Annotated in this window: 21 protein-coding genes and 2 pseudogenes; 21 read left to right on the top strand and 2 right to left on the bottom strand. The window is 48.5% G+C overall.

Annotation, left to right across the window (positions count from 1 at the left end; all coding sequences use genetic code 11):
• Positions 1–10: 10 nt before the first annotated feature.
• The 21 genes and pseudogenes from PV407_RS26440 to PV407_RS26540 all read left to right on the top strand — a co-directional run bounded on the left by PV407_RS26440 (position 11) and on the right by PV407_RS26540 (position 19,599).
• Positions 11–982 carry a phage head protein gene (locus PV407_RS26440; RefSeq protein WP_332093000.1) on the top strand — a complete coding sequence of 324 codons (972 nt, stop codon included), beginning with the start codon at positions 11–13 and terminating at the stop codon, positions 980–982.
• Positions 983–996: 14 nt separating this feature from the next.
• A complete protein-coding gene (locus PV407_RS26445; RefSeq protein ID WP_332093001.1) occupies positions 997–1,335 on the top strand; it encodes a hypothetical protein in 339 nt (112 codons plus the stop codon).
• On the top strand, positions 1,332–1,526 hold the full coding sequence (locus tag PV407_RS26450) for a hypothetical protein (RefSeq protein ID WP_332093002.1): 195 nt from the start codon (positions 1,332–1,334) through the stop codon (positions 1,524–1,526). Before PV407_RS26445 ends, PV407_RS26450 begins: the two co-directional genes overlap by 4 nt.
• A gap of 744 nt (positions 1,527–2,270) precedes the next feature.
• A pseudogene (locus tag PV407_RS26455) lies at positions 2,271–2,369 on the top strand (head fiber protein); the annotation flags it as partial.
• A 12-nt stretch (positions 2,370–2,381) separates the two neighbouring features.
• The gene (locus PV407_RS26460; RefSeq protein WP_332093003.1) at positions 2,382–2,861 is read left to right on the top strand and encodes a hypothetical protein; all 480 of its coding nucleotides are present in this window, start codon (positions 2,382–2,384) and stop codon (positions 2,859–2,861) included.
• Positions 2,858–3,571, top strand: a complete 714-nt coding sequence (locus tag PV407_RS26465) for a phage adaptor protein (protein ID WP_332093004.1) — start codon at positions 2,858–2,860, stop codon at positions 3,569–3,571. The genes PV407_RS26460 and PV407_RS26465 overlap by 4 nt, the downstream gene beginning before the upstream one ends.
• 4 nt (positions 3,572–3,575) lie before the next feature.
• Positions 3,576–5,390: a glycosyl hydrolase family 28-related protein gene (locus tag PV407_RS26470; RefSeq protein ID WP_332093005.1), complete on the top strand. Its 1,815-nt coding sequence runs from the start codon at positions 3,576–3,578 to the stop codon at positions 5,388–5,390.
• Between the two features lie 62 nt (positions 5,391–5,452).
• Positions 5,453–6,952, top strand: a complete 1,500-nt coding sequence (locus PV407_RS26475; protein WP_332093006.1) for a hypothetical protein — start codon at positions 5,453–5,455, stop codon at positions 6,950–6,952.
• 52 nt (positions 6,953–7,004) lie between these two features.
• The gene (locus PV407_RS26480) at positions 7,005–7,565 is read left to right on the top strand and encodes a phage adaptor protein (RefSeq protein WP_332093007.1); all 561 of its coding nucleotides are present in this window, start codon (positions 7,005–7,007) and stop codon (positions 7,563–7,565) included.
• The gene (locus PV407_RS26485; RefSeq protein ID WP_332093008.1) at positions 7,562–8,977 is read left to right on the top strand and encodes a hypothetical protein; all 1,416 of its coding nucleotides are present in this window, start codon (positions 7,562–7,564) and stop codon (positions 8,975–8,977) included. The genes PV407_RS26480 and PV407_RS26485 overlap by 4 nt, the downstream gene beginning before the upstream one ends.
• Before the next feature lie 10 nt (positions 8,978–8,987).
• Positions 8,988–9,752 carry a hypothetical protein gene (locus PV407_RS26490; protein ID WP_332093009.1) on the top strand — a complete coding sequence of 255 codons (765 nt, stop codon included), beginning with the start codon at positions 8,988–8,990 and terminating at the stop codon, positions 9,750–9,752.
• A 50-nt stretch (positions 9,753–9,802) separates the two neighbouring features.
• A complete protein-coding gene (locus tag PV407_RS26495; RefSeq protein WP_332093010.1) occupies positions 9,803–10,297 on the top strand; it encodes a hypothetical protein in 495 nt (164 codons plus the stop codon).
• A gap of 504 nt (positions 10,298–10,801) precedes the next feature.
• The gene (locus tag PV407_RS26500) at positions 10,802–11,035 is read left to right on the top strand and encodes a hypothetical protein (RefSeq protein WP_332093011.1); all 234 of its coding nucleotides are present in this window, start codon (positions 10,802–10,804) and stop codon (positions 11,033–11,035) included.
• On the top strand, positions 11,019–11,273 hold the full coding sequence (locus tag PV407_RS26505) for a hypothetical protein (RefSeq protein WP_332093012.1): 255 nt from the start codon (positions 11,019–11,021) through the stop codon (positions 11,271–11,273). The genes PV407_RS26500 and PV407_RS26505 overlap by 17 nt, the downstream gene beginning before the upstream one ends.
• A gap of 4 nt (positions 11,274–11,277) precedes the next feature.
• Positions 11,278–12,591 (top strand): ISL3 family transposase, encoded by a 1,314-nt coding sequence (locus tag PV407_RS26510; protein ID WP_332093013.1) that lies wholly within the window; start codon positions 11,278–11,280, stop codon positions 12,589–12,591.
• Between the two features lie 61 nt (positions 12,592–12,652).
• Positions 12,653–13,978: a hypothetical protein gene (locus PV407_RS26515; protein ID WP_332093014.1), complete on the top strand. Its 1,326-nt coding sequence runs from the start codon at positions 12,653–12,655 to the stop codon at positions 13,976–13,978.
• Between the two features lie 14 nt (positions 13,979–13,992).
• Positions 13,993–17,598, top strand: coding sequence for an LPD38 domain-containing protein (locus PV407_RS26520; protein ID WP_332093015.1), 3,606 nt, complete (start codon positions 13,993–13,995; stop codon positions 17,596–17,598).
• A gap of 156 nt (positions 17,599–17,754) precedes the next feature.
• A complete protein-coding gene (locus tag PV407_RS26525) occupies positions 17,755–18,336 on the top strand; it encodes a hypothetical protein (RefSeq protein WP_332093016.1) in 582 nt (193 codons plus the stop codon).
• Positions 18,293–19,018, top strand: coding sequence for a peptidoglycan recognition protein family protein (locus PV407_RS26530; RefSeq protein WP_332093017.1), 726 nt, complete (start codon positions 18,293–18,295; stop codon positions 19,016–19,018). Before PV407_RS26525 ends, PV407_RS26530 begins: the two co-directional genes overlap by 44 nt.
• 97 nt (positions 19,019–19,115) lie before the next feature.
• Positions 19,116–19,286, top strand: a complete 171-nt coding sequence (locus PV407_RS26535) for a hypothetical protein (RefSeq protein ID WP_332093018.1) — start codon at positions 19,116–19,118, stop codon at positions 19,284–19,286.
• Positions 19,264–19,599: a YolD-like family protein gene (locus PV407_RS26540; RefSeq protein ID WP_332093019.1), complete on the top strand. Its 336-nt coding sequence runs from the start codon at positions 19,264–19,266 to the stop codon at positions 19,597–19,599. Before PV407_RS26535 ends, PV407_RS26540 begins: the two co-directional genes overlap by 23 nt.
• Positions 19,600–20,141: 542 nt before the next feature.
• On the opposite strand, the pseudogene PV407_RS26545 reads toward PV407_RS26540, so the two are convergent.
• Both PV407_RS26545 and PV407_RS26550 read right to left on the bottom strand, forming a co-directional pair.
• A pseudogene (locus tag PV407_RS26545) lies at positions 20,142–20,660 on the bottom strand (aminoacetone oxidase family FAD-binding enzyme); the annotation flags it as partial.
• Positions 20,661–20,878: 218 nt separating this feature from the next.
• Entirely contained in the window at positions 20,879–22,048 is a 1,170-nt protein-coding gene (locus PV407_RS26550) for a metallophosphoesterase family protein (RefSeq protein ID WP_332093020.1), read from the bottom strand.
• Positions 22,049–22,414: the final 366 nt, after the last annotated feature.

Consider the following 22,414-nt stretch of genomic DNA (forward strand, 5'->3'; position numbering starts at 1 on the left):
GAAAACACACATGGCAGTTCAAACATATTTGGATTGGGACCCACTAGTCCTTCAGCCGGTATTCCGTGCTATCTACCAAAACGAAATGGATCAGAAGTTGAAAAAGGATTACATCCCGATTCTGTACAACGTGGAAGGATCGCAGAAGGCTGTTGAATTGTTCGATGGCGCAGGCGGCGAAGGTTTGATGATTCCATGGAAGGAGTCCAACAACCAAGTCGCTTACGGTGAAGTTCAAGAGTTGTGGCGCGCTCAGTACGAGCATGTCAAATACTCTCTTGGCCGGGAAATTGACCGTGACTTCGTCGACGACTTGAAAGTGCCGCAACTTAAAAATATTCTTATCAGCATGGCAGATGCTGTTTACAAAACGCAGCAGTACCAAGCTGTCGAGATCTACAACAACGGTTTCAACACGACTGGTGTAAACTACCTGGGGCGACCGAAATCGTTCAAAGGACCCGATGGACAACCGCTCTATTCGGCATCGCATCCGTACAGCCCCACAAATAGCGTGGACGTTCAGTCGAACCTCATGACAAAAGAACTCACTATCGATACGTGGGACGAAGCACAAGTCATGGCACAAGGTTGGGTGGACGATCGTGGCGTTCTGATGGCGGCGAATTTGGATGAAATCATGGTTCACCCATATAACATGCGCGTCGCCTTCCAAATTGCCGGTATTGATGGTAAGGGCATCGGGTATGAACCGGGTTCTAGCGATTTCAACATTAACGTTTTCGAAGGGCAAATCAAGGTTATTGTAAACCCGTTTTTGACCAGTCAAAAAGCATGGTTTGCATTTGATTCGGGAAGACGGAGACAACATGCGATTTGGTTCTGGCGTCGTCGCGCTGAAAACGGAACGATTGAGGACTTTGACACGGAAGTTGCAAAGTTCAAGGTCGTTGGACGTTGGAGCTATGGTTACAATACGCCGTGGTATACAATCGGTTCTACTGGCGTCGATCCGGCCTAAAGGAGGGATGACGCATGAGTAAAGTGTTGAGGGGCACCTATACCGAAGGATTGGGATATAAGAAAGTCCGCAAACCTGCACAAACATACTGGTCGGAAATAATCAACGCCAAGGTAACCTACGATCCGCCTAGCGTAGCAGCTGCGGCCGGAGTCGTTTCTACGGCACTCACGGTTACAGGCGCGGATATCGGTGACCGAGTGAATGTATTCCCTCCGTATTCGACGCAAGGCATCATCGTATCCGGCTATGTGGATGCTGCAGATACGGTCAAACTGTCCTTGTTTAACCCGACAGCTGCTGCGATTGATCTGGCATCGGGTACATGGCAAATTCAGGTGGTCAAGCCATGAGTAATATTGGATGGGACCGTCTCCGAAAGAATCCAGTAGTAGCGGATGTGCAGCCACAAACCGAAATTCTCGAGCATTATGAGGGAATAAAGATCGATAAAGATGCGTCGGAAGGCCAGAAGGAATTCGCTCGGCGTTACAATGCAATGCGCAAAATGTTGATCGACCATGGACTCATGGAGAAGAAGTAGGGAGGGCTTAGGCTCTCCCGTTTCCCATATCAGGGGGTGTTATGATGAAGTTTCGAACAGAGTTAGATGCGTTGAACGCGATATATCAAGAATTTAGAAAGACCAATGAACTATTAACGGCAGTACTGAATGGGAACATAACGGCAGACAAAATTGAGCCGATCAAAGATAAAGCAAAACGTCCATATACGAGGAGGGTAAAGAACGATGTCGGCTAATTTTCCGAGCAAGCGCAATCCGGCCTATGTAGGACTTGTGGATGCGGATGGGAATCCATTGGGGACGGCTGAAAACCCAATTCACACCGTAGGATCAGCACCGGCAAATGGATCGATCACCACTGATATGCTGCAAGATGGATCGGTTACCACTCCCAAAATCGCGGACGGCGCTGTAACGGACGCCAAGCTTGCCACGCCAAAAGTAAATGTACCCGACCCTTTGATAGCTGGAATCGTTATTGGCACGACACTGTCAACCAATGTGCTAGGGCCAGTAGGATACTCGCAAACACCGATGGCCGATCAACTCGTCATGTATCAGTTTGGCGGTCAAGTGGCAACAGCAGCCCCGCAATCAGACGGAGACGCAGCTACTAAAAAATATGTGGACGACAAGACATATGACGCTGCGGCTATTACATCCGGTACGTTTGCAGTCGCACGAATCCCGGATTTGCCACAATCTCAAATTACCAACCTCACTTCGGATTTGGCGGCCAAACTCACGGCCTCAAAAGCTGCAGCACAAGCCGATAGCACAGCGACGGATGTTGCTGGATTAGTTACTGATTTTAATGCTCTACTAGCTAAACTTCGTACTGCCGGAATCCTATCGACGTAAGGAGGGGAATCGATGACAGCGAATTTTACAAGCAAAAGGAATCCAGCATATGTAGGGATCGTGGATGATGCAGCTAATCTGTTAGGGACGGCAAGCAATCCTCTTGTGACGAAAAGCGCAGGAACTCAGGGAACGGCACAACCTGAGCATGTACTTCTACCGCATACCTTCATGAATGCGTCAGGACTGCAAACGGGGACGATGGTCGATCATACCGGGAAAACGCCAGTACAAGCCACATGGCAAGGCGGTGTACCGACAGAGGTACGAATCGAGGTTCCAGAAGGGTTTTACAAAGCTAACAATCCGGATTATCCGTTATTCGCATTCGACCCGAATTTTATCGCGGGCAATATTGCGCAGGGAAAAGCGATATTCGGGCTTAATGGATCGTACACGTCCGATGCAGATGCCACAGCAGCGGATATTCGCCAAGGCAAGACGGCTTACGTGAATGGAGTCAAAATTACAGGAACGGCTGTGATCCCATGATCGTTCAAGATGTCGTCGAGGAAATCATTGAAAAAATGAACTGGGCTAACCCCGATTATGGGATGTCCGTAGACTCGATCCTTCGCAAGGTGACCAACGTTCGGGATGATTTGATCCGCAACTACGGTCCGGCTCAACGACAAGCAGACGCGGTCGTTACACAACTCGATTTGTTGAATGGGAAATCGCAGTACCCGTTGCCGTGTCCGCCCGGGAATGTGGTCGATGTCGATGTAAAAGGACTTTGGCGAGGGATGTACGGCGGATTTCTGCCGTGCGACTGTCAAGACAATTGGGTGCAGCCTCTGACGTACAATACGGGTACTGTAACCGATGATACGCCATCGGTAGGGGATATCCCGGATTGCTGGTTTCGGATGCCGTATCGACAGTTTGACGAGCATTATAATGGTCCGTACTACTACTTTCTAAGCGGAACCATTGGACTCGTTCCGAAGCCGTGTCAGGACGTTCCTGGGGGCCTGAAAATCTTCCATGTACCCGTGCTTGGTCCACTCACAAAGGAGAATTTGAACGGTCCTACAGGATTCGATCCGAACTTTGACATGGTTCTGGTATTCGGCGTGCTGAAAGACGTTTTAACAGGAGCGCAGGCGCAGGAATACGTGGTAAAGTACCAACAATGGGTACTGGATTATCAACGCGCAAGCAACGGATTTGAGCGTTTTACAGTTGATTTGAGGTGGTGAGACAGTGTCGTACGGACCTTATCCCTGGGCATACCCCCGATTACCGAATACGAGCACTCCGATCGCGAAGCAGACAGAGTCGTCTTATCTTGATTGGAAAAAGACCCAACAGTTTGATGATGTCGGATGGTTTCTTATCGCCTATGTCGTCCAAGGTGGATTTGTAACCAAAAATATCTACAGTAACAATCAAATCGATATCTCTGATACGGAATTCGTACTTGATAATGAATTGCAACATCGGGATGCCGTAATCGGTAAAATCACGCTCAAAAACGCCAATTCGACTTATTATGTGGACATATACCAGGGCGATTTTTGGGTGAATACCTCGCATCCTCCAGGCGCAGCAGGGAATGATTATCTCGCGCTTGCGACAGTTACTACGGATGTTAATGGAAACGTAACAACCATAACAGATACTGCAGGTATGCGTGGAGGATTCCGACTTAAATCGGAATACGGTTTATATGGGTATTTGCGAGGAATTATAAATGTCCTTGATTTTGGAGTAAAAGCAGATGGAGTCACGGATGATACGGCGGCAATTCAAGCGGCGATTGATGCAGTTCCATCAGGGTCATTGATCTTTTTTCCGCCTGGAACTTATATCTTGGAAGGAACCGTCAACGTTAATAGACCTGTAACAATCGAAGGATGTTCACCCGCATTAACTGTTTTCAAAACCAAGTCGTCCACTGCCGATATATTTAACATCACATCTTGGAACGTTTGGGTTCAGAATATCGGGTTGGACTCTTCTGTAGTCCGTACGGCTGGATATGGCATAAATCACGCGAATGGTTCTGGTGTCACTCTGTATAATATCGGACTGACGAATATGTGGAATGGCGTGAACCTCTCCGGTATTCTGGATGTTGCAGATTTGGTTACAGTTCGGGAATTTCGAAACAACGGAATCGAAATAAATGGGGGGACGGACCAGAAGCTAACCCGAATTCTAACAGATAACGGAACTGCACCAGCAGGTTCAGGAATTCTGATTACCCAAACCGGAGCAGTCTTTTTAGACAACTGTGATATTATCCGATCCAATATCGATTTACGCATTTCTCCTCCAACTGCCGGTACTGGAGGGGTGTACGCCACATATGCGACTAACTGTTACTTCGATACTGCAACAAATGGAATGGTTATAGACGGAGCTGGACCAGTCGAGCGGTTAAAATTCACAAATTGTTGGTTCGCCTCCCATTCTAGCGACGGAGTTATACTCAATAATCCGAACATTAAAGCGCTTGATTTTGTGAACTGCGATTTCTATGGAAATGGGGGGGACGGGATCAGTGCTCGATTTGTCAATGATTGGGGCGTAAGTGAATCTCGTATAGCCCAAAATGCAGGTTCTGGCATAAATTTAAGTGGGAACACGCCTAGATTTAAAGTTCGCGGTAACGTAATTAGTCCTACAGGGGGCTGGTCAGGAAATAATTTTGCGATATGGATTAATCCAGGAAATTATGAATGGTACGAAATTTCCGGGAATATTGTAAGCGGCAATAATTCGGGAAGCATAGTGGATAATGGAACAGTTTCCACTCGAAAATATATAAGTCAGAACATTGGATTCAACCCTGTTGGCTTGTTGACTGCACCCGCAATCCCTGCGTCAGGTGATACCGTTATCAATACGAATGGATTCTCAGTACGGGTCTTCATCTTTGGAGGAATGGTATCAACTATATGGCTAAACGGGGTTGGTTCGGGAGTAACAAGCGGCATGTTTATATTGGATCCTGGCGAATTTATTTCAATCACCTATTCGGCTGCACCTTCATGGACATGGTATGGGTTATAAAAAGTTGTCGAATTGTGGTTAAAAATAGTAACAAGTGGTACAATCCCTCATAGGATCAAGTAATGGGGGAATTAATAGTGCGACTAGCCGGGTTCGTTTTTATTGGCATTGTGTTGTTCTTTTATTATCTATCTCAAGCCATTCATACTCCTGCGAATTCTGATTATGCTGCTATTATTTTGGAAGCAAAATCGATTTTAGAAGGCAACATATTTTTATCGGGATGGCACTTATCAACAGTTTCCTATTACACAACGGAAATTCCAATCTATGTAATAGGGATTATTTTATTCGGATTTAATCATAATTTGCTTTATATTGTTCCATGCTGTATCTACACTCTGACAGTGGCAGCAGCACTTTGGGTTGTCTACAATAAGGAACAATCCAAAGGTACCTTTGCTGCATTTTGTTTACTTGGTATTCCTGTTGGGCTATTTTGTCTTGTGCTGACAGGACCTATCCATATTGTGGCTATCTGTTTTAGTATAGTTTGCATAAAGCTTTTGCAGTACGCACAACAAAACAAGGTATTTTATTTATACTTTGGTCTTCTTTTCTGCTGGACATTAATTGGCGATACCATAGCCTTATGGGTTATAGGGATTCCAGTAGTCCTCGCTGGAATATACCGAATCTATTTGAACCCGAGACAATGGAAAGGGGAAATAATTCCCCCTCTTATTATTGTCGCATCGGTTGTTGTATCGAAAGTAACACTGAAATTAATCTCTACACTGGGTGGATTCTCTGTACCTGGGACAGGCGACGCTATGTTCGCTGAATTGGCTGTAATGGGTCGAAATATTTATTCTACAACGTATGGCTTGTTAGAGATGTTTAACGCAAATTTCTTCGGAAAACCAATTGGGTCCCTACAAACCATGAAATTGCTCTTACACTTTGGCGGAATGCTTTTAGTCCTTTACATCGTTGGAATATTCGTGTATCAAATGTTCAAGAAAAAGGAAATCGATTATATTAATCAGATCTTGTCAATTTCCGTTTTTATTACGATATCTTCTTACTTAATCAGTAATATGAATCTAGGAACGGATACATCTCGGTACTTAATTCCTGTTGTCATCTTTGGAGGCATATTAGTTGGGCGACACTTTAATTCCTTTACATGGACTCTTCAAAAGCAACGCTTATATATCGCAGGAATTATATTGTACGCTGTAAGTATGTTGTCGCCCATATCGTTTCAGCGTGCTCCTAATCAATTTGACCGGGTCATACCGTTGTTGCAAAGTCATGGATTAAAGTATGGTTACGCATCCTATTGGTTGGCGTCTCCTATCACTTTGTTTAGCAACGGAGATATCCAGGTTAGACAAGTAATAGCACCTTCAGAAACCATGCAACCTTATGAATTTCTAAGTGATAAAGAGTGGTACGACGCCCCCGCGAACTTTGTTATATTCGATAAATCAGGGTGGGGGTCCGTTCATAGGAATAGTGCGGTGAAAGCCTTTGGAGAACCGTTCAAAGAACTAACATTTGAAGACATGACCATATTAGTGTGGGATAAGGATATAAGTCCATACTTGAAAAAATGACCTGTAAAGGTCATTTTTTATTCTATCACTTCATAATGCGAGGTGATTTATTTTGCTAACCCTTCAACAAATTATCGAGGAAGCTTATCAACTTGTGCCGAATGCTCAAACGGAAGGACAAGAAGTAATATGGCTCAACGCGATTAACCAAGACTTCTTCAACGTGGTCAAGATACCGAAAATTTATAGGTTTACGACCTCATCTGCAGGAACCTATACATTGCCCACAGACGTGCGGCAAAAGAACATCGATAAGGTTAATGTTGGCGTCCTGAAGTATCGAGATTTGGACAATGAAAACGTATTGCCACTTCAAAACGCATACAACTTCGATGACGGGACGAAGCAATTAACACTGACCCCTGCGCCTTATACAGGTGGACTTACGGTAACAGTGCGATATTACCGGATTGCGACGACGACGTTTACAACGTCCAATTTGAATGCCGTACCCGATGCGCCTGAAGAATATCAATGGACGTATATACCAGCACTGGCGGCTTACCTAGCACAGACAATCGATGATGATACTAAGGCAGCGAACTTTGAAAATCAAGTTCGATCCGCATGGAATGTAGCTGCTCAAAACTATGTAGGGACTGGTGCGGCATGAGAAAGCCGATCCAATATGAACCAGCTCAGTATCAAGAGATACCGGGCATATTACCTCCCATAACGATTCGGGAATTCAAAGGCGTGAACACGTTTGACGCTTTTTCTATTCCCGAAAATATGTTTACAGACATGAAAAACATGTGCACCGACGAATACCCAACCGTCACTACACGCCCAGGATACACAGTTCTGGGATCAGCAATCGGAACGAAGGTGCTCGGGATTGGTGCTCACAAGGACCAGACGCTTGTCGCTGTTTTTAACGATGGCTCGATGCGCAAATGGGATGGATCGGCGTGGCAGACGTTGACAACAGGCTTAAATACAACGGCGGAATGGTCATTCACCAACTTCCAAGGGAACTTATCCGATATCAACCTAATCGGCATGAATGGCATGGATCCAGCCAAGAAATTCGATGGTACGAGCGTAAGTAACTTAAATGGCGCACCAGCGGGCGGAAACTTCGTAACGACCTACCAAAACCGCCTATGGTGCGCTGTGAAAAAGGAACTTCACGCCTCGGCTCTAGATCAGCCCGAACAATGGACGCTGTTTGCAGGTAACGACGAAGATAGCTACGTGAAGGACATGGAATCAACAGCAGGCGAAGACATCAATATGTTAAGCGGAGGCTTGACAAAACTTACAATCGGTATGCCGTCATCGCTCCATGAACTGTACGGAGGCGTTCCAAGCGACTTCAACACGCGACTAATCACAGAAGACGAAGGACTCTCCAATAACAAAAGCGCGGTCACGCAAGAAGGCGTTATGCGCTTCATGCATCGCGTGGGAATCTTCGAATACGCTGGCGGCGTCTTGCCGGACAAAACGTTCTCGGAGATCGTACGACGGTATATCCCGGACATCGCCAACACATCCGCTGCAGGATCGGAAGGGAGTCGGCTGTATTTCTTTATTCCGCCTGGTACGATCTTGTACTACGATCCACGGCCCGGTATTCAAGCGTGGAGCGTATGGAATGACATTCCGGTCAGCTGCTTCGCTCGAATGGGTCATGACTTGTACATCGGCACGAACGACGGTCGTGTATTGAATCTTGGAGGGGAGACAGACGGCGGAAATGCGATTCAGTGGAAAATCGTCACGAAGCCATTCACGAACGGTTCCATCGCCCAAAAGATGCGCTGGTACAAACTTTGGATCGTGGTCGAAATGACGTCAGGAAGCAGCCTAACCGTGTCGCTTTCCCGTTCCGCAGATGGCGATTCCGATTGGCAGCAGGTCCAGTCCTTGAGCGGATCCGCGACGATTCAAAAGCAACGTATGATTATCCCGGTCAATACCATTGCGAATGAAGAGTATATCCGTATCAAGATCGAAGGATCGGGCTACGCGAAACTGTACGAGATCACGAGGCAACAACGCGCATTGCCGCTTTACTAGGAGGGATATCATGGCGTTACTGGATCAAACGACATCACGCGTGAAGCCATCACCGCAGACGGGGAACCTTAACGATTTACAAGAATACCTCAAGTATCTCTCAAATATCGTGGCGATGCTCGCGAAAAACCTAGATTTCATTATCAATGGTAATCTGGACGCGAACAATATCCGGGCGAATTCGATTGAAACGAAGAATCTCAAGGCAGGTGCTGTCACAGCGGATAAAATATCGGTTGATGAATTGTCCGCAATTAGTGCTAACCTCGGGCATATTACAGCTGGACTCATTGAAGCTGTTACTATGATTGCATCCACGATAACGGGATCGTTGATACAAACAGCGGAGTCAGGGGTATATCCCCGCATTCAGTTAGACTCAACGACCAAATTGTTAAGCGCCGAGTATGCTGCAGCGAACACCGTGCAGATTACTCCTGATGCTGTTACAAATAACCCCGGAATCAAATTCGATACCGGTACAGTTGCAGCATCAATCAGTAATTCATCAACGCCATCGGGTGGAATTGATGCACTTGTCATTAAATCGAATCCAGGTTTCGGTCACATCCAGATTTTTTCGGGTCGAGATTTAATATTAAAGGCCATCAATTCAGTCATATTTGATAGTTGGGCTGCTGTAAAAAATGCAAGTTCAAGCCAAACACTCCAACAGGCATTAGACGCCAAACTTAGTACAAACGGGGTATCCGGGACAATACCTGCTGGGTCATCGATCTTCGTTCAAAACGGCCAAATAGCCGGTTGGGTTTGATTCCAAATCATGGTATACTATCCGCAAATCGTTGCGGAAGGTGAGATATTATGAAAAAGTTTCTTATTGGAGTGGTTGTTGGAGCAGTAATCGCAACTGTATCATCGGCCTATGCAGATGACATCGCAAAACTGATTGGGAAGCCAGTAGATGCGGAGTTTTTGGTGTATCTTAATGGCGTTCGATTGAAGGATAATGCAGTAGGAATAGAGGGAACAAGTTACGCGCCAGTACGTTCCTTAACGGAAGCGCTTGGATTGAACGTTGATTTTAAAGACGGGAATGTCCTGGTAACAACGGCGAAACAAACCGAGGTGAAAAGTATGCAAAGTAATATCCAAACACCGATGGAACCTACTATACAATCAATAGACCGTGAAATAGAAAATCTTCAAACTAATTTGAAAACCTATCATGAACCGGCTCTTGAATACGCAAAGAAAAACAGGCCGGACGCTGTTCCTGCTGCAGAAGCAGCGATCAACGATGTGAAAGCGAAAATCGCCGAGTTGGAAAAGCAGAAAGCTGAGTTGTCTTCGAAATGAGGGTGACTTAGCGCAATTTTGCGCTTAGTATGAAAATTGAATCACCCTCGAAATGAGGGATGTTCTACTTGCACGTATATTTCGAATCGTTTATCATAAAAATAGAAACAGGACAGTGTGCCACCACTGTCCCTGTACAACACTCGGGCGAACGTTCCTCCGAGTAAAAGTCAGAGAAAAATAACCCGTCGCCTGGCAGCTAACCTGGGCGGGTTATTTTCGTTTTAAGTAGGTGAGTAGCGCGATGAGAAACATCCCGAGCATAATCACTTCCTGCAACGAAAGATTCATACGCATTCCTCCTTTCTGGAGGAAGCGCATCGCCCAAGTTCAGTTGTACAAGTCATATTTTACCACAAGTCGCCTAGGGCGGCTTATTTTATTTGGCTATTCGGAAAATCGTGTTGAAACATAATAAATGAAAATCTACATTAAAATCGGATTATCGTGTTGAAATCACCTCCATTGAGTGGTATCATTTACCTATGAAAAGGAGGAAAATAAATGCGTGAATTTAAGGGAAGCATCTATGAAAATAAGGAGCCTCTTAATCTATTTAACGTTGAGAAAGGAAAAGATATAGTTTGCCCAAATTGCAAAAATTCATTGATTCCGTTTGACGGAAATATGCCTGTCCCCATGTTTCAGGAAATAATTCATTGTTCCTGTGGCTATGATGTATCAGCCATACTTAGATCACAAGCAAAAGGTGGTGAGTTAAATGAGCAAAGTATGTGATAAACATATCTCTAAGACTGTGAAGATTTATGATCAATGTGTTGCATGTGAAATTGAAAGTCTGATATCAGAAAACACGCAACTGAAGTATGACGCCAAAAGACTTAGAGAGGAATTAGAGAAATATATGAAACGTGTAAAGACACTACTTGACGGCTATGACAAGATAATTGAAGGTGAAGGCGATCCGACAGAAATCGCGATGAATACCTGTGATAAAGCAATTACTCTAAGGTGATTTCATGAACATACTCAACCTTCCAAGTCTAAACATACTCGAAGTACACGAAACCGAAGATAGTTACCACGTCGTAGCGGAGAGTGCATCTCCGCTTCTCGATATGTGCGATCAGTGTGGTTTCGGTGAAGAACACCTATCGAAGTTCGGTACTAAGAAGCAACTGTATGCCGATACTCCCATGCACGGTAAGAGAGTCGCTATAACGTTCAGGAAACAGCGTTATCGTTGCAAGAACTGCGGTACAACGTGCTTTGAGATACTGCTTGATATGAGCGATAAGAGGCTCGCTACACAGCGTCTAATCGACTATGTGAGCCAGCAGTCCCTTAGCCGTACATTCACCAGCATAGCGAAGGAAGTAGGCATGGACGAGAAGACGGTTCGTAACATCTTCCGTGACTACGTGAACTTCCTGTATGAGCACTTCCGCAACGAAACTCCTAAATGGCTTGGTATCGATGAAATCCACATCATAAAGCCTCGTTGCGTACTCACAAACATCGAAGAGAACACTATCTTCGATATGCTGGAGAATCGCAATAAGGAGACGCTTATAAAGTATCTCAGCAGGCTTCCTAATAGGGATCAAGTACAATACGTTGCTATGGACATGTGGACCCCTTATAAGGACGCTGTAAAGGCTATGATGCCACAAGCTATGATTGTCGTAGATAAGTTTCATGTGGTTCGCATGGCTAATACCGCCTTAGAGGATATACGTAAGTCTCATCGTAAAGAGATTGAACCTAAGCAACGCAGACAACTCATGCGTGATAGATACGTCCTATTGAAGCGTCAGCACGATCTAACCGCCCAAGATATGCTTCTATTGGACTTATGGACGGCTAATTATCCTAAGCTTAAAATGGCTTACGATCTCAAAGAGGACTTCTTCAAGATATGGGACTCCAAAAGCCGTCTGGAAGCCTACGACAAGTACCAGCACTGGCTTCGACGCATCCCTGATGAGATGCAAGCTCCATTTAAACCTATTGTGACAGCTATGAAGAACTGGGAAGATGAAGTGTTCAACTACTTCGATCATCCCGTCACAAACGCTTATACGGAGTCTGTGAACAATCTCATAAGGCTTGCTAACCGTATCGGTAGGGGTTACTCCTTCGAAGCCTTAAAAGCTAAAATACTCTTCACAGAGGGCATACGCAAAACTAAGACAACGAAACATTCAATGCGTTCGCAGTACAACACGTACTACTCGATGATGTCCTACAATAGCCAGGATTACGAAGAATCTGTATTCCTTGGAACGGACATTTCAACACTGGTTGATGTGATTGAGAAGGGGAGCTTTTAGCCCCTTTTCAACACGTTAATCCGAATACCCTTTTATTTTCACTCAAACAAGGGGTGATACGATGGCAACGGAACCCTGGGAAGACGCCAAGAAATACGCACTAGCTGGAGGTTCTTCCAAGTTCGGCAGCTTCGAAAATTACCAGAATCAAACGAACTCGACAACTTCGCAAGCAGCGTCGCGCATGGCTAAGTTGTACGGGCCACCTGCACCGGCTAAACCAACGCAACCAACCGCAACGACCTTGGCTGCGCCAGCAGCACCAACGGACTTTAAATCGATACTGACGAGCGTTGCAAGCCGGTTTACAGCGCCACAGGCGCAGTTCCAGTTTAACCCTGAGACAAACGCATCATTCCAAGCAGCGGCCAAATTAGCGCGTCAGGGAGTTGGCACAGCGCAGGCGAATACGAATGCACGACTCCGGGCGACGGGTCAAGGTAGATCGTCCTATTCGGAAACCGTAGCAAACCAAATCGCACAGCAAGCGGAAAACGATATTGCAACTCGCCTTTTACCTCAATACGAGCAAATGGAGTATGGGCGATTCCGAGACGAACAGGATTTAGCGAGACAAAACGCTCTCGACCTATTGGCCGTAGGTCGGGATATGAACGCATTGGAGCAACAGGGACTGGAAAACGCACGTGCTGACGCATCCATAACCGGCCAGTACCTACCGCCGAAAGCCCGGGATATAATCGACCAAATCCTGAACCTGAAACGCCAAGCAGAACGCGGAAACGTATCGACCGAGCAAATGACCGGATATCGAAATCAAGCGGATCGTTTGCGTGCTGAACTCGCATTAACAGGCGTGGATCCGAACATTGTTGGGTACGAAGCAGATTATGACACGGCTGTGCGGAATGTGGCAGGAGGATTTCCGACATTGCAAGCGCGGACCGATCAGCGAAACTTCGATTATCGCCAGCAACAAGACGAACTTGCACAGCAAAATCTCGAGTACGAACGCCAATACCGCGAAGCTCGCGACTCCATTGAGGATGAACGTTATAAGCAGAAATTCGACGAGGACGTACGCCGGTTTGGTTTGGAATATGCACTCCAGGAAGCAGCACAAGCGAATCAGTTCGCAAACGCGGCAGCGGATAATGCGAGGGCGAATGCACAGTTAGCGCTACAACATGAGCGGTTCGAGTTTGATAAGGAGCAAGCGAATAGACCTCGAGTATCGACTCCAACACAAACACAACAGAACAATGCATTCGTTGCCGAAGTAACAACAAACCTCGACCGCATGCCAGCAAACAAAAAGGCTCAGTTCTTCAAAGACGAGAGGGAAACTCTTATTAACCAACTGGGTATTAGCGGATACAACCAGTTATACAATTTGTACTTTGATAATGAAGGTAATCCTAAGTAAAGGGGAGTGGCACTATGGCTATTGATTGGTCAAAATATGGTGTCACGGACAACAAGAAAAGCAAGACCGGGATCGATTGGAGCAAATACCAGACAACTACAGCGGAATCCTTTCAACGAGATTTAAAGGTGAAGCCGCCCACGATTGATGTGGGAAGATCCGATCTCGGTCAAAAAGTAGAACGATTCGAAGCAGAACAAGCATCCAAACCGCCCGAACCGAATCCGATCCAAAAATTTGTACAGGACGCGGTTAGTATTGTATCCAGACCGAAGGAAGTCGGAAAAAAGGCACTCGACATCATCGGCAGACCATCCGAAGTCATTGCCGAATTCGCGACGCCTACGGCCCCGATGATTCGACGTTCCGAAAGTGGGTACGTCGAGAATGTGCCAGGCACAAGCGCACGTGAAGAACTGTTGAAACGTACAGGACAGCAACCGGCACAAGGATCCGAAAAAGCCCTTAGCGCGGTTGCTGCTTCTTTTCTGCCGATGGGAGGCGGCGGTCCGCTTGGCCCGAGTGTCGGGAATTTGTATCGTGCTGCCGGAAATGTGGCTGATCGATTCTTAACCCGTGCTGGTACGGGTGTAGGCGGCAGAGTGGCTCGAGAAGCCGCGACAGAGGCTTTAGCGGGTGTACCACTTGGTATCGGTCAATCGCTCGGTACGGGCAGCGGAGACCTGCGAGAAGCCGCGACAGAGGGTGCTATAGGAGGCGCATTAGGCATCGGGTTGGGTGCTGCCGGTCCTATTCTTGGTGCGGCAGGGAGAAAGCTACTTAATCGCGCCAACGCTCCTAATACTACAGTTACAGCGGCCACACGAAACGCCGTTGAAGCACCAGAAGTACAGAATGTACCGGTTGATACTAAGATTCCAGAAGAGGCCGCGAAGCCAATGAAACAAAATTGGTTTTCAAACCTTTTCGGAGATCAAGGCGTGGGAATCTCTCCGTTTGGAACAGGGCGAAAACTTCGAAATACGCCATTGGATACCGCTGACCAAATTGTAAGCCGTTCTATTCGGAACGACCGCGAGGGTATCAAGGATGCAGTTGCGGCCGGAGCAAGGGCGACCTATCAAAATCTTGTTGACTATCTATCACCGCTTAAAAGACTTGGCGATGATGTGTATCAAAAAGCCATGGACGCCGTTCGAGCGAATAACATCGCAAATACAATCGTCCGTGACAAATTTGTAACGCCAGAAGGTGAAGTCATTGGCGAAGGTTTGGAGAACATTTTCAAGAAGGTGTCGCGCGGAAATGACAAACAATTTATCGACTATTTGACGTTGCGTCATGCGAAAACACGTATGGAACGCGGCGAAAATGTTTATGACGAATCCCTAGCCATGACGCCGGAAAAAGTAGCTGCTCGGATCGCGATGCTCGAAAAGAGGTATCCCGGATTTGAGAACATCGCAAAAGAGTGGGACCAGTTCAATGACAACATGCTGCGGACCTATGGTGTTCGTGAAGGGTTAATTACGCCAGAATTGTATCAAGCCTTACGTGAAAAGAACCAGAATTATTCTCCGATGAGACGGCAGTTTTCAAGGTCGGAGAAACCGGGTCGTAAATTCTTGCAAAAGTCCGTCAGTTCGGCCTTTTCTGGACAGAAAGCACCCATTCAAAAGGTTAGCCCTACCGGATCGGCAAGACGCATCGTAGACCCACGTAGAACGACCATAGAAGCAACTACGGCATGGACCAATGCGGCAATGCGGAACCGTACGTTGCAAGGCGTAGCACAGCAAATAGCGCGCAATCCGGATTCCTTCAAGGGTATTATTCAGATCGTACAGAAGCCCAAGGATATCCGAGATTTGCGGGACATTCTTCTGAACGAAGGCGAAGAAGAATTCTTGGAAGCAATGAACACCGATTTCGCCAAATTGTTTAAACGGACAAATCTTGACAAGGACAACATTGTGCGCGTTATGGTAAATGGCGAACCGGTTTACATGCAGGTTCACGACCCGGAAATCGTAAAGGCGATCATGGGAATGGGACCGCAAGCCTCTAATCTCCTTCTTGATGTATTAGGGGCTTTTTCCAATGCCACGAAACGAGGAGCCACAGGAGCACTCGCACCACTATTTGCGGTTAAGGGAGCCACAATGGATTTGGTTCAATCGGCTATTCAGTCGAAAAATCCGTTTCGGCAGTCGACTGACACATTGTACGCAATCCTTTCTGGTATCGGAGATCGTCTGAACATTCCGGGCCTTCGAAATTGGGCGCAAGACTTCCGACGTGCTGGGGGCGAGTATTCAGCAGCTTTAAAAGGGGATAGACGGGTAAATAAGCGACTTGGAAGCATGAAAAGATATCCGATCTTATCCCCTCAAAACATTGGACGTACTGCATGGGAGGCCGCTAAATTTCCGTTTAAAGTGCTAGAGTCCATTGGAGACATCGCTGAGAACGCACCAAGGATTGCAGCCTTCCAGCAGGAATTGAGGCGTCAAGGAGGCGCTAAGACGTCAGAGAGCGTCAGGTCAGCCATGGAAGCTGCAAGGGAGTCTACGGTTAACTACTCTCGACGTGGTGCCCTTACAAGGGATATCGAAGCAATTGTTCCTTACAATAACGCAGCTGTTCAAGGTTTGTACCGCATCGGAAAAGGGATGAAAGAGAACCCAGTTCGGACTGCGGCTGCTGTTGCAACTCTGGCCGTTCTGCCAAAGATGTACGAGTACATGCAGTTTGCCGACGACGAAGATTATCAGAGGTTACCGGCGCGCGAGAGGTTCCGTAATCTGATCGTCGCTAAAAATGATGATGGAACATTCGTGAAGATTCCCATGGAGCCGGGTTATAACGCTATTGGGGAACTGACGATCTCGGCGCTACGTACTTTCAAGGATGATGACCCTACCGCATTTAAAGGTATGGCGGATGCCCTTGCGAACGCCTATCTGCCGCCAGCTTTATCCGGTCCATTGCAAGGCGTTACACAAGGCAGCGGACCGGGAGGAAGTCTTTCGGGGGCATTTGGATCCACGACGATTTCGCCATTCTCTTCTGTGCTCTCTAACCGAGATTTTGCAGGACGTCCTATCGAGTCTATGGCGTTATCAGATCGATCGCCACAGTACCGATACGATGAACGCACCTCGGCAATAGCCAAGTGGTTGGGCGAACAAACGAAAGCATCGCCGAAGAAAATCGATTATTTGCTGAGAAGTTATGGGGGCGACCCGGCTAGACTACTGCTTCCTTTGACAAGCGAAGTTGGGGCCGGAACGCCTCGTAATGTGCTACTGAGGAACTTTATTGTGGATCCTCAAATCACGAATAACCTGACAGACGATTTCTACAAAGGGAAAGAACTTATCACACAAGCATACCGAGACAACCAAGAAGTGGATGCGCCATTGCCAAGTTGGTTTTCCGAAGATTTGCGCAAATATGTCACATCTACAGCAAAAGGGTCTGTCAGCAAACAATTGTCTGATCTGAATGATCAGAAGAAGACAATCAATACCGATAAATCCCTAACAGCACAACAAAAATCGGACAGACTGCGCGAGGTTCAGCGGAGAATGAACGATATTTATGCCGACGTGAATCTCCGAATGCTCGAAGCTGGTGTACCCCTTCCCAAACGCTAGGAGGTGACCTATGATCCATATGATCGTAAAGTGGTGCAGCGTCATGGACAAACCTGCCGACCAAAGCGAATATTACCGCGCCGTATGTGAGATGTACGACAAGGAAACCGCTGACCGCTTAACGTACGAAGTGATCATACCGCCCTTGGAGGAACCATGTACGACCTCCTTATTGAAATCGGACAAAGTTTCGTAAAACACGGGGTAAGCTACACGGCGTTAATCGCCTCTTTGTTGGCGCTGCTGAAATCGAGCGCTGTAAAGAGACGGTTACGCAGGTTCTTCCCGTGGCTATTCCGTGAAGATACGGAACGATATATTCAGAATCAGCATCGGATTGAAAGCAAAATCGACCTACTGCTACAAAAGGAGGGGATCGAGTGGAATGCAAGCTTAAATGGTACGACCGGCAATCCATCGAACGCAAGAACTGGTTTTATTGCTTCCTCGGCGGCGCGATCAGCTGCCCGTTTTGTCGCCAGGTGCATCACTTACCCTATTCGGAAAGGAAGTCGGAGCATGAGCAAATTTAAGAGTAGAAAGTTCTGGATGGCAATCATTTCGGCGATTCTGGTTGTGTTGAACGATGGACTAGACCTCGGTATCGATAACAATACGGTCCTGGCCTTCGCCGGTATCGTCATGTCGTTCGTATTCGGAGAAGCCTACGTTGACGCAAAGAGGGTGAAGAAGAATGACATTACGCAATATTCCGGTGATCACGGGCCTGCCGTTTGATATCAAACCGGTTATCGATATAACCGACCAACTACCATCGCGCAAAAACGATCCGAATGCACCGCGAACTATTGAACAAATCACCCATGTATCGGTGCATCACAGCGCCGTAGAAGGCGGTTCTCCGCAAGCCTATGCGAACTACCACGTTAATACGCTTGGATGGTATCATATCGGCTACCATGACGTGATTGTCGGCGATCAGATTTATCAGGTCAATGACCTGTTGACGTTCAGTTATCATACGTCAGGGCACAACCCTTATACCGTTGGAATATCGATAAGCGGCGACCTGTCTAAACGTCCGCTTAGCGAAATGGAGCGTAATTGCCTGTATGCTCGTCTGCTGACGTACCTAAGCGTATTTCCTAATCTGACCATAGAAAACATACTCGGACATAACGAATACCCGGACAATAAGACTGCTTGCCCATGTATTGATATGAACCGCGTCCGCAACGATGTACGTGACCTTAAAATGAAGTTGGATTATGCGAATAGAGGCGAAAGCCGCGAGCAAATTGCCTTCAAAATAGCCGAGTCCATTCTCTGGACATACAACGCAGCTAATGGAATAGACCAGTATGGAGAACACACGATAAGTCCAGAGGGTAGAGAATGGGCGAAACAGCGTTTGCTTCTGCTTGAACCTGTTATGCGCGAACACAACTTCATCTATTAACCCGATCCCCACTTTAACCGAGTGGGGATTTTTTCATGTTCATTTCCCTCCATTTTCGCATATAATAAGAACATACGTTCTTATCGGAGGGATGAATATGAACCGCCTGTTAGCCCTAATCGAAGCCACGCAAACCCTAATCACCCAAACAGACCACACCGATGACGAAGTCATTCAGCACTATTTCCGGGGTGTGGACGACGCCTTAACCCTGCTCAAACAGCAACTGAAAGGAGAGCCGGTCCATGGGCAAAAAGCTGGAAGGTAACGGACTGTTCGAGTCCTCACGCATGATGCTTCCCGAACACGTGCGTCGGATCGTCGAGCATACGGAGGCCGAAAAGAAAGGCGGACCGCGTAAGCGACCTGAAATCGACGAGTCCGAGTTGGAGGATATGAGCCGCAAATTGCAGGAGTCGAAGGCAGAGGGGCGCGATATCACACTCACGCTATGGGGCCGTGACGAGCCCGTTACAGGCGTCGTGTCGCGAATCGATACGTACTTTAAGCGGATCACGCTTACGCAATTTTGGGGCGATACGGTCGTGGTGAGGTTGGACGATATTATCGACGTAAAATGAAAAAGAGCGCCGGGGCGTTGGCGCTCTCTTTTTGTTGGACTCATATTCCTGATAATCGACCAATCGGGCGATGTTACAGAATAAGAGTCCGTTTTTGCGGCGGCAATCGTTACCCGATATTTAAACACGCACACGCGTCGGGACCTTTCCAGATTGCCGTACGGCTCTTTTTACCGCATCCGTCATGACTAACGCCAGACGGTCGACCGAGATATCCTCGATCCCTAAGCCCATCCATACTTGACCACGCATTACGTGACCGTTATAACGCATGAGACAGGCGACACGGTTTTACGGTTACCCTTTACCCACCGTCAAGGTCATCGGCTGTTTGCGGGCTGCCAACCTTTGCAGACTTCAACCGTAAAAGCTCGAATCGCGATGGTTAGCGGCTCTCGTTCCGATGAACCATCACGACGGGGAAGTGATGAAGCGCCCTGTAGTTTTCAACCGGGGCCAGTGCGCAACACCAACCGGTGCTGTCTATATTATACCATATTTAGCTTAAAATTAAAATAAGTATGTACTAGCGTATAGACGAGTGATCCCGTATGCGGCACCGAGCGGCCGCCCGTGGCGACAATCGCGCAGCGGCAGGCGAGCCGCTCGCCCGATTTCAGCCGGACTGCGCTCGTCCGGCCGCCCTCGTATTCGATCCGATCGACCGGACTGTTCGCGAGAACCTTCACGCCTTGGGCCCGCACCCGGTTCACAAGCGCGTCGACGACCGTCTTCGCTTTGTCGCTGACCGGGAACATCCGCCCACGGTCCTCCTCCTTCAGCTTGATGCCCATTCCTTCGAAGAAGGCGATAATGTCGCGGTTGCCGAACGTGTGCAAAGCGCTGTATAAAAACCGGCCGTTGCCGGGGATATGCCGAATGAGCTCGTCCAGCTCCTTGGCGTTCGTCACGTTGCACCTTCCGCCGCCGGAAATGCCGAGCTTGCGGCCGAGCTTGTCTCCTTTGTCGACGAGCAGCACGCTCGCTCCCGCGCCGGACGCCGCGATGCACGCCATCAGGCCGGAAGGCCCGCCGCCGATTACGATTACGTCATATACCACAAGCCGAGTCTCCTTTTCTTGATATACGGTTGCGAATACGATCATTGTATCGCGTTTGCGGGGAAAAGAGAAATGGCGGGGCCGCACGTACGGCACAGTCGGCTGCGGCGGCGGGAATGCCGGGAAGCGGTCGTTTCAGCATGATGCGGATGTCCGACAGGAGAACCGAGAATAGCCGCCGGACTTCTACCCGGCCGTTTCCGCCATGGCGGTTCGGCCTAGTCTTCTATCGCGATGACTGCAGGCTCCCCGATCCAGCGGCCGCTCCCGTGGTCGATCGCCCAGATGACGAGCCGCCCGGCGTATACGTCGACGAACAAGCTTTCGCTTTTGTCCGGTTTGACCGGTTCGTTGTCCGCCCCGTATACGGAGCGGACCGAGCCGCTGCCGACGGCGGCGAAAGAGCCGCGCCACAGCTGCTTTGTCGTCTCGACGTCCCAATGCGTATGTCCGGACAGCAGCACCGCGAACGGATAGCGTTCCAAAATGGCGCGCAGCCGCTCGTGCTGTACGACGCCGAGCCCGGCGGAGGTGCCGTCGAGCGTGCCCGGCAGCGGCTGATGGAGAAAGACGAGCGCGGGCGCCTTGGCCGCCGGCGCCGTCGACCTGCCTTCTCCGACTTCGGCGGCCGTGTCGGGGGAAGCGGCGCCGATCCTCGGCTTGCGCCCGTCGCGGCCCGCCGCCGCCCGTCGCGCTCGATGCTCCGCAAGCCGCGCCTCCAGCCAGTCGAGCTGGGCGTCCGACAAATAAGCGTCCTCGGCGATGGAGTCGTCCGCGTCCCGATAAGCTTCGCCGCTCATGAACAGAAACGGCACCCCGCCCGCGAACGCTTCATGGTACGGCTTCGCGTAACCGAAAAAGCCGGTAAATTGCGCGACCGCCTTTTCCGAGCTCCATTCGCGCCCCAGCCGCGTATAATCGTAGCGATCGCCGTGCCGCCACATCCGGTAATAGTCGTGGTTGCCCATGGTCGCGTGTACCGGAGCGTGCGGCACGCGGTCCAGCAATCGCCGCAGCGTATCGAAATCGGCCGGCTCGCCGTTCGTCAAATCTCCGTTTAAAACGAGCATATTCGCGTCCGGCTTTATGCTATAATGGTCTTGAAGCGCTTTCATGAACAAACGGTGAGACGTTTTGTCGTATTGTTGGATATGAATGTCGCTTAATAGCGAAAACGAGGCGAGCGGCCGGTCCGGCTCCGTCCGTACGAACGGCAAGGGCGTAATCGCGTTCGCGCCTCTGACCGCGTCCGGAGAGACCGAGCGGCTCGCCGCGGCATAAAAGCCGTCCGCGCTTCGCACGGCCGAAGCTCCGGCGGCATCCGAGGCGGTTTGCGACAAGCCCGCTCCGATGGCGAGCAAAACCGGAAGGACACGACGTCCATTCATCGTTGTTTGAACACCTCCTGAAATGGCCCTGGGTGCCCGCTCGCGGGCGCTGGTTTATGTGAAAGGATAACGGAATCGCCGTACGTTGTTTCTGTTTCTTGCCGCGATCGGCAGACGATAGCGGAACCGGAGGTCGCTATATGTCCGTCGGGGCACGTCATTTGGCGATAATAACGGGCCCTAGCGGAGTACGGTTCCTTTATTTTCGGAAAATAACGGGAAATATCGGCAAAAGCGGAATGCGGTTCCGTTAACGCCGTACGCTGTTGCCCATTCGGCCTTCCGCCGCTCGACGCGAAAGCTTCGCCAAGCAAGCTGCGTTGGACGGAGCTTGGTACGCGATGCCAGCCGTTTTAATAGGTTGTA

The sequence above is a fragment of the Paenibacillus sp. GYB003 genome, assembly GCF_036577625.1.
In the GTDB taxonomy this organism is placed as follows: Bacteria; Bacillota; Bacilli; order Paenibacillales; family NBRC-103111; genus Paenibacillus_AB.

Excerpts from the sequence above, each read along its gene's own strand:
- PV407_RS26475 (WP_332093006.1), top strand. The coding sequence starts at position 5,453 with ATGGGGGAATTAATAGTGCGACTAGCCGGGTTCGTTTTTATTGGCATT.
- PV407_RS26450 (WP_332093002.1), top strand. The coding sequence starts at position 1,332 with ATGAGTAATATTGGATGGGACCGTCTCCGAAAGAATCCAGTAGTAGCG.
- PV407_RS26465 (WP_332093004.1), top strand. The coding sequence starts at position 2,858 with ATGATCGTTCAAGATGTCGTCGAGGAAATCATTGAAAAAATGAACTGG.
- PV407_RS26515 (WP_332093014.1), top strand. The coding sequence starts at position 12,653 with ATGGCAACGGAACCCTGGGAAGACGCCAAGAAATACGCACTAGCTGGA.
- PV407_RS26490 (WP_332093009.1), top strand. The coding sequence starts at position 8,988 with ATGGCGTTACTGGATCAAACGACATCACGCGTGAAGCCATCACCGCAG.
- PV407_RS26520 (WP_332093015.1), top strand. The coding sequence starts at position 13,993 with ATGGCTATTGATTGGTCAAAATATGGTGTCACGGACAACAAGAAAAGC.
- PV407_RS26485 (WP_332093008.1), top strand. The coding sequence starts at position 7,562 with ATGAGAAAGCCGATCCAATATGAACCAGCTCAGTATCAAGAGATACCG.
- PV407_RS26535 (WP_332093018.1), top strand. The coding sequence starts at position 19,116 with ATGAACCGCCTGTTAGCCCTAATCGAAGCCACGCAAACCCTAATCACC.
- PV407_RS26460 (WP_332093003.1), top strand. The coding sequence starts at position 2,382 with ATGACAGCGAATTTTACAAGCAAAAGGAATCCAGCATATGTAGGGATC.
- PV407_RS26500 (WP_332093011.1), top strand. The coding sequence starts at position 10,802 with ATGCGTGAATTTAAGGGAAGCATCTATGAAAATAAGGAGCCTCTTAAT.
- PV407_RS26540 (WP_332093019.1), top strand. The coding sequence starts at position 19,264 with ATGGGCAAAAAGCTGGAAGGTAACGGACTGTTCGAGTCCTCACGCATG.
- PV407_RS26445 (WP_332093001.1), top strand. The coding sequence starts at position 997 with ATGAGTAAAGTGTTGAGGGGCACCTATACCGAAGGATTGGGATATAAG.
- PV407_RS26530 (WP_332093017.1), top strand. The coding sequence starts at position 18,293 with ATGACATTACGCAATATTCCGGTGATCACGGGCCTGCCGTTTGATATC.
- PV407_RS26510 (WP_332093013.1), top strand. The coding sequence starts at position 11,278 with ATGAACATACTCAACCTTCCAAGTCTAAACATACTCGAAGTACACGAA.
- PV407_RS26505 (WP_332093012.1), top strand. The coding sequence starts at position 11,019 with ATGAGCAAAGTATGTGATAAACATATCTCTAAGACTGTGAAGATTTAT.
- PV407_RS26440 (WP_332093000.1), top strand. The coding sequence starts at position 11 with ATGGCAGTTCAAACATATTTGGATTGGGACCCACTAGTCCTTCAGCCG.
- PV407_RS26495 (WP_332093010.1), top strand. The coding sequence starts at position 9,803 with ATGAAAAAGTTTCTTATTGGAGTGGTTGTTGGAGCAGTAATCGCAACT.
- PV407_RS26525 (WP_332093016.1), top strand. The coding sequence starts at position 17,755 with ATGTACGACCTCCTTATTGAAATCGGACAAAGTTTCGTAAAACACGGG.
- PV407_RS26550 (WP_332093020.1), bottom strand. The coding sequence starts at position 22,048 with ATGAATGGACGTCGTGTCCTTCCGGTTTTGCTCGCCATCGGAGCGGGC.